Origin of the sequence: Nocardia sp. NPDC101769 (assembly GCF_044766925.1) — a bacterium.
Taxonomy (GTDB): Bacteria; Actinomycetota; Actinomycetes; order Mycobacteriales; family Mycobacteriaceae; genus Nocardia.
Genome location: NZ_JBIWMX010000044.1, coordinates 40156 through 46954, shown reverse-complemented (window position 1 = coordinate 46954; position 6799 = coordinate 40156). Strand labels below are relative to the sequence as shown.

7 protein-coding genes and 1 pseudogene are annotated in these 6799 nt (G+C 66.0%); 4 read left to right on the top strand and 4 right to left on the bottom strand.

From position 1 onward, the window contains the following. Positions 1 to 531: TetR/AcrR family transcriptional regulator (locus ACIRRA_RS40775; RefSeq protein ID WP_402779904.1), on the top strand; the 531-nt coding region annotated here is incomplete at its 5' end. 1106 nt (positions 532 to 1637) lie between these two features. Here the strand turns inward: ACIRRA_RS40775 and ACIRRA_RS40770 are convergent. After that, positions 1638 to 2234, bottom strand: a complete 597-nt coding sequence (locus tag ACIRRA_RS40770) for a tetratricopeptide repeat protein (protein ID WP_402779902.1) — start codon at positions 2232 to 2234, stop codon at positions 1638 to 1640. Positions 2235 to 2401: 167 nt separating this feature from the next. Here ACIRRA_RS40770 and ACIRRA_RS40765 point away from each other — a divergent pair, with 167 nt between their 5' ends. Then, on the top strand, positions 2402 to 2695 hold the full coding sequence (locus ACIRRA_RS40765) for a hypothetical protein (RefSeq protein WP_402779900.1): 294 nt from the start codon (positions 2402 to 2404) through the stop codon (positions 2693 to 2695). Positions 2696 to 2973: 278 nt separating this feature from the next. On the opposite strand, the gene ACIRRA_RS40760 is transcribed toward ACIRRA_RS40765, so the two are convergent. Continuing rightward, positions 2974 to 3255, bottom strand: coding sequence for a hypothetical protein (locus ACIRRA_RS40760; RefSeq protein WP_402779898.1), 282 nt, complete (start codon positions 3253 to 3255; stop codon positions 2974 to 2976). A 636-nt stretch (positions 3256 to 3891) separates the two neighbouring features. On the opposite strand from ACIRRA_RS40760, the gene ACIRRA_RS40755 reads away from it, so the two are divergent. Next, positions 3892 to 4671: a methylenetetrahydrofolate reductase gene (locus ACIRRA_RS40755; protein WP_402779896.1), complete on the top strand. Its 780-nt coding sequence runs from the start codon at positions 3892 to 3894 to the stop codon at positions 4669 to 4671. An 87-nt stretch (positions 4672 to 4758) separates the two neighbouring features. On the opposite strand, the pseudogene ACIRRA_RS40750 reads toward ACIRRA_RS40755, so the two are convergent. After that, positions 4759 to 4956 (bottom strand): annotated as a pseudogene (locus tag ACIRRA_RS40750) (ATP-binding protein); the annotation flags it as partial. Between the two features lie 155 nt (positions 4957 to 5111). Between ACIRRA_RS40750 and ACIRRA_RS40745 the strand changes: the two are divergent. Next, entirely contained in the window at positions 5112 to 5537 is a 426-nt protein-coding gene (locus ACIRRA_RS40745) for a hypothetical protein (RefSeq protein WP_402777193.1), read from the top strand. A gap of 417 nt (positions 5538 to 5954) precedes the next feature. Here ACIRRA_RS40745 and ACIRRA_RS40740 read toward each other — a convergent pair whose 3' ends face one another. After that, positions 5955 to 6647, bottom strand: coding sequence for an SMI1/KNR4 family protein (locus tag ACIRRA_RS40740; RefSeq protein WP_402779894.1), 693 nt, complete (start codon positions 6645 to 6647; stop codon positions 5955 to 5957). Between the last annotated feature and the right edge of the window lie 152 nt (positions 6648 to 6799).

The window sequence follows — 6799 nt, the reverse complement described above, 5'->3', positions numbered from 1 at the left end:
GCCGACGACGTCGGTTTCGAGGCAATCGCGATGAGGACGCTGGCCGGCAAGCTCGGCGTCCGCACTCCCTCGCTGTACAAGCACGTCGCCAGCCTCGCCGATCTGCAGCACGGCATCGCGGCGCTGGCCATGTCCGAGCTGGACGGCCTCACTCGCGATGCCATGCACGGCCGGGCCGGTGCCAACGCGCTGGCGGCCTTCGCCCGCGCGTTCCGCGCCTACGTCATCGAGCACCCCGGCCGCTATCGCGCCACAGTCGGGGCCGAGTTCTCCGGCACGGACGACCCGTTGCCGGAATCCAGTGTGCGCGTGATGGACTCGATCAAGGTCGTACTGCGCGGCTACGGCATCCCGGACGAGGACATGGACCACGCGGTGCGCGCTATGCGCTGCACCTTCCACGGATTCGCCTCGCTGCAGACCTCCGGCGGGTTCCAGTGGACCGCGGATCCGGAGGTCAGCTTCGACTGGATGATCAACTTCATCGACCGTGGGCTGCGCATTGGCGCGAATCCGCAGGGCGACAGTTGATTTCGTGATGTCTGCCCTGCCTCGACCAGTGGAACAGCGGCACTGCGCTTCTCCACTGCTGGTCACGGGTGTTCCGGTGAGGTGTTCCGCGACCTGTTCCGGTGAACCCCCGCCATCCGGAACAAGTGCCGACCCCTCTACGAGCATATGGGGATGGCACCGGTCGTAACTCGGACGCCGAGCTGGGCGAATGCCCTGCGCGGACGGCGCCGACTCCGGAAACTATCTGCGACGTCGAGGCTTACCGCCGGATCCGGCGCGAGGGCGAGCGCGGGCGTGTGCGCGGCACCTGATAGCGTATTAATAATGAAATCCATTACCAGTAATGATGGAAAGATGACTTTCGTACGTATGACCGTCATCACCGCGGCCGGGTGCGCGGCTCTGGCATCTGGACTACTCCTCACTCCGGCGGTAGCGCACGCCGAGTATCACTGCCACGATGACGGCACGTGCCATGACGACGACCATGGTGGTGGCGGGGGTGCAGGAGCGGGAGGAAACGCGGGCACGGGAGGCAATCGCGGGCTCACCCTCAATCTGTTCCCAATGCAGCTCACGGTCCCTATGGGATCCTCGTTCACATTGTTCGGAGGAGGCCCGTCGATCTTCTGATCGTTGCCACAGAGGCGGGTTGTCGGCGCGCCGCCACAACCGATTTCGTGATGCCCTGGGAACTTCCGCTCAGGGCATCGCCATGTCCGCGCCGGATTCCGGCCAGCTGCGCCACTACCCCGGTGAACTCGTCGATGAACGGCCCGTTACGGCGATCGTGCAAGTGCGGCAACGTATGGAGCCGCAACAGCCCCGCCACCGACGGGCAGCGGCGGGGTTTACGCGACAATTGATTCCGCGAGGTCACCAGTGTCGAGCTCGTAAGCCTTTGAAAGACAAGGCATTACAGCATATCCGCCCGATTCTCGGCGAAAACTATCGCCATCGATGCTGGTCAAGCCATTGTCGTTGTCTTCCGCACCGTTACTACCTGGACCCCGAACTCGATCGATGAAAGGCGGTGTCCGGCAACGGATGAGACCCGGGGATATGCCGAACTTCGCTCGATTCTCGGCAATTGGTGTCCAGACCTGCCACGACCGGACTTCGAGTCACCCCCCAAGACGATCCCGCAACACTTCGAGGTTGGCGCGAACATGCAGTGTTAGTGGGTGCTCGGAACCCAAGACATGCATCGCACCGGTGAGGGTGCGCTCGTACAAGGCTGTGGCCTCGGTAAGGCGTCCCGCCGATTTGTAGGCGCCGGCGAGGTTGTTGCGGGAGGCGAGGGTGCTGGGATGGTCGCGGCCCAGGATCCGTTCGCGGTCGGCGAGGGTGCCCTCGAACAGGGAGCCGGCCTCGGCGAGGCGTCCCGCCGACCAATAGGTGTAGGCGAGGGTGTCGCGGGAGGCGAGGGTGCTGGGATGGTCGCGGCCCAGGATCCGTTCGCGGTCGGCGAGGATGCGCTCGAACAGGGAGCCGGCCTCGGCGAGGCGTCCCGCCGACCAATAGGTGTAGGCGAGGGTGTCGCGGGAGGCGAGGGTGCTGGGATGGCCGGGGACCGGTTCGGAGTCGGTGAGGGTGCGCTCGGACAGGGGGCTGGCATCGGTGGGGCGTCCCGCCGGCTGGTGGGCGTAGGCGAGGTTGTCGCCAGCCGCGGACGTGTCCGGGGCTGGGCTGTCTCGGCGGCGCCGGGCAAACCACTTCACGCTCAGAGCCTTTCAGCTGTCGCGGCTGCCGGCCGCGGACTCGTCCCGCATCGCCGCGACCCGCGCACCAGTTCCGCACGGCCTCTCGTTGACATACTATTTCGGGTCCGCGAGCTCTGGGACGCAGACGGCCCGCTGATGTCGACGCCCGTCCCTATCGTGGGCGCATGACCGATATCGCGCCCCTCGCCTCGGCCGCCCGGGCGGTGTTCGGCGACCCGGGCGTGCACGCGGTCGTCCGCTCGGGGCGCACGGTGCACGCGGTCAGCCTCGGCCAGTGGGTCGAGGGCGAGGAAGTCCCGGAACTGTTGTGCCACACGGGCGTCGCGGGATGGTCCCCGACCGCCCTGGAACCGACCCGCACGGAGGTCACCTGCGCCCGCTGCCTGCGTAAGATCGGCGGATCGGTCTTGTCAGCACGTCAGCTTCCGCTGTTCGGCGACGACAGCCAGCGCACCTAGGGTTCGGCCCAAGGGGTCCAGTGGGGAGAAAAGTCGCGTTGGCGATCTCTGACCGGCACCCCAGCATCGACCAGCCGCACAAGCCGGTCACCGAAACAGTCGACATCCCCTGAAAACGACACAATCGCCGCAACCTCGCAATCGAGAGCGTTGCGACGACCGCATGAACCCGCCATGCGCGAGGGGCCCTTCCCCTTTCCCCGCCCGGGCTATGGCCCCTCATCGAGGGCGATGCGCGCGAGAGTGCCGCCGCGGAAACGCGTGCTCGATCCACGCTGTCAGTGAGGCCCGCCCGGGACATAGCACCCCGCGACAATGCCCAATTGGCAGTTGCTGGAACCGGGACCGGACCCGGTAGTGCCGACCGGGAGGAAGGGATTGGAGGACCCGAGGTCCAGGATCGGCTCGGCGGTAGCGGGGGCCCGGGGCGTCTCGCTCGTGGCGGGACTCATCGGGGTGAGGGGGATTTCGGCGGTGGCGGGGCCCGCGACCGCGAGAAGGCCCGCCGCGAGTACGAGAGCGGCGAATCCCGTTCGGACCGCCCGGGTTTTCGAGATCATGGGAGCGGATCTTATTTGAAATCCATGAATTTCAATTTGATTTTCGCTGCCCCGAATTACCGGGGCAGCGTTCGGACGCCGTACCGTTGCCGCTCTGTCCACCGGGCGATTCTGCAGGGGCCTCAGCAGGTGGATGTCGTGCTTCAGGCGCAACTCCACGATGAGGTCGGGGACGGCCTCGAGGAGCAGGGGTCAGAAGGCGCATCTTCGCGAGATCCGGCGCTAAGGCGCAGATAAGTGCCAACTATCCGCGGTAGCGTGACTTTTCGCGGATCTGGGCCGCACGTGCCGACTCCAGGGCCGAACGCTATCTCGGTTTGCGCTGGCGGCGACCCGGCCGGTGCAAGCGGGTCGGGTGCTGGCTATCGGGACCGACCCGGCGGATATCTCGCCCGCACCTTCCGCCGCCCGCACGGGCGGGAAGACATCGCCCATCGTCCCACCAGCGCCCGGCCGCCGCGCTCTCGCGAACCCGCAGCTCACGCGATGACCTGAATGGGCCACAACCCGTGTGCGATATCTACGGGACAGAACTCGCCGTGTCGGCCCTTTGTGGGACAGTTCCGCCCATGGGCGCCCCGCCGCACCTGACCCGAACTTTCGGATCTCCAGTCGGGACGTCGATAGGATCCGGGCATGGCTGATCGTCGTTTCGAGTTGATCTGTGAGGTCGAGCCGCCCACTCGCCCCGACCTGACCCGGGTGCGTCACCAGATCGGCGTGCTGAGCCCGATCGCCGACTCGTTCCTGATCCCCGACAATCACATCGGCCGGGCGACCGTGTCGAGCGTCGCGGTGGCTCATGAGGTGCAGGCCATGGGCGCGCGTTCCATCGCCTGTCTGAACTCGCGGGATCGCAACTTGCTGGGTTTTCAGCGGGACTTGCTGACGGCCGCCGCCTATGGGGTGGAGCGGTTCTTGTTCGTTCATGGCGACAAGCCCAGCGCGGGAGGCCGGACCAGCGAGCTGACCGTCCGCGCCATGATCGAACAGACGCGGGCAGCGGCGGAGGACCCGGCATTCCGCGGCTGCGATCCTTTCCGGGCCGGGGTCACCTCCGGGCTGCGTCCGCTCCCAGGGTGGAAGAGCGCGGCCGACTTCGTGTTCGTGCAGGTCAGCTACTCGTTGGAAGGTCTGCTGCGCTGGCGTGACAGTGTTTCGCTGAGCGTGCCGGTGTATGCGGGGGTGATGGTGCTGGCCAGCGCCGGCATGGCCCGTAACCTCGCGGCGAAGATCCCCGACATTGACATCCCCGAGCAGTTGGTCGCCGACGTTGAACGCGACCGCGACGCCGGTGTCGCAGCAGCATGCGAACAGATCCTGGCCATCCGTGACAGCGGCGCGTTCGATGGCGTGCATCTGGTGCCGGTCAGCCGGTATCGGCAGGTCGCCGCGCTGCTGGAACGCGAGCTGTGAACGCAGACTGAGTTCTGGAACGAAGACCGAGCAGGGCCGGGGACCGGACGCTGAGTACCGTTCTCCCGCACGGGTCCCCGGGTTTGCTCAGGTCGCGGCGGCCTGTTCTGCCCTGGCCCGGGGCTGAGCGAGGCGGTAGGAGTCGGTGCCGGTCTCGATGATCGTGCCGTTGAAGGTCAACCGGTCGACGATCGCCGTGCAGAGCCGGGGATCCGTGAAGGTCTTGGTCCAGCCGCCGAAAGCTTCGTAGGAGCTGTTCTTCTCCTCGCGCTCGGTCAGAACCTGGGGCCTGCCTCCTGGACGGCATCACTGCCCGGCTCAGCCTGCCGAAGTAAGGCGACGCCCCCGAAACTTGGGGCGGGTAGTCGCACTCCGCCTGTGGGACGGTCGTTTTCAGCCCCCTTGATGGGGAATTCTGTTGGCACATGAGGAGATTCGCCATGATCGACTCGAAGAAGTTCGCCGCGGCGGCACTGACATCCGGTGCGCTGATCGCCGCCATCGGCCTCGCGGCACCCGCCGCACAGGCGGACATCAGCAGCGTGGACGTCGCACCCGGACTCAGCTTCGGTAGCTCGGGTTCCTACGGCACCGGTTGCTCGTACAAGGTCACCGCAAGCGCCCCACCGGACGACGCGCTGATCTTCGTGGACGAAACCGCGAACGATCGCACTACCCAGACGCTCAACCCGCACTACCTGGCCACCGATGTGGACGGCAAGGCGACCGTCACCTGGACTCCGACAACAACGGGCGCGCACCGCATCTGGGTGATCGAAAACCACCAAGGCGCAATGCCGGTCACCGCATCGGTGACCGTAGGCACCGGGATCCAACTCGGCCCTGTCTGCCTCGTACTCCCGTAACCACACCGTGCCGATGCTCGCGCCCGCTGCGCCGCGGACCGGGCCGGGGTGAAGTATCGACGACGACTCGCTCGCCTTCGCCCTCGCCCGGAAAGAGCGAGGCATCCCGATTCCCGAGATCGCGAAGAAGCTCACCATCAAGACCGGGAAGAACACGGGCAAGCACCCCTCGGTCGCTTCGCTCTACCGCGCATTCGCAGAGGACGAGCAAACCACCGACGACAACCAGCCGATCCGGCCCTCCCCTGCTCGGATCCGCCGTCCTGGCGACCCGGTGACACCCGAGGAAGCCGACCTCCGTCAACGACTCCAGACCCAAGTCCTAGACCATCACGACGGCCAGTAGTTCACCAAACCTCACCCTGACCAGGGGTTACGCCATATCCGTTTCTTTTTCGGCGATTACTGCCGGAACCCCTACAGGGCGTCGGGCGCTTGGTTGGTGAGCTCGGCTTCGCTTCGGTCCAGCCACCGCCGATACCAGCGCGCAAAGCCCACCCGGGTTCCGGCATCATCAACCAACGGCACAAACCCGGCACTGTCTCCGGTGAGGTCCGCCCACATCTGCCCTCTCGACGCCCCACTCACGACGAGAACCTCACGTTGCGCGCAGCCCAGATGACACAGGTAGAGCAGCCCGACCGAATGTTCTGGCCGGTAGACAATCTCATCGTGCTTCTCCCAGTACGCGTCCTCGGCGGCGTCGAAAGCCTCGACCGAGTCGAAATCCTCCTCATCGGGAGGATCAGGGAACCCATCTGCCGGATTGAATGCCGCGACGTATGGAAACGGTTGCGCGAGTGTGTCCAACTCGGTCAGGTCCGGGCTATCACCTTCCCACCGCCATCGCCCGTCCACTCGTCGGACAGGAAACAGACCGTATGCCGGCCCGGCCCCGCCCCGGCCAACCATCAGCAGAAACGCTCGATACTCTTCCGGCAGCACTACCCCCAACTGGCCCTCGATCTCACTCAATTCAGCAGTGCTCAGCGATGGTTCGAGGTGCCATCCATGTCCCGCGGAACCTCCCGCCCCGAAAACCTTCTTCGCGTGCGGAGCCTGCGAGAGGCGCGCAAGCCTCCTGGGCACGTCTGACCAGTCATGCGTCATGGCTGGCACCGTATCTCGGGGTAGTGCCGGGCACGGTCTGGCCAATCCGAATGGCGCGGGAATCGGCAATAGCGGACGTTCTGCGCCGCAACGGGTTCCGACCGCCGGCGCCTCGCGCTGGCCGGATCGGTCAGCGCGGTATGCGGCAGAAT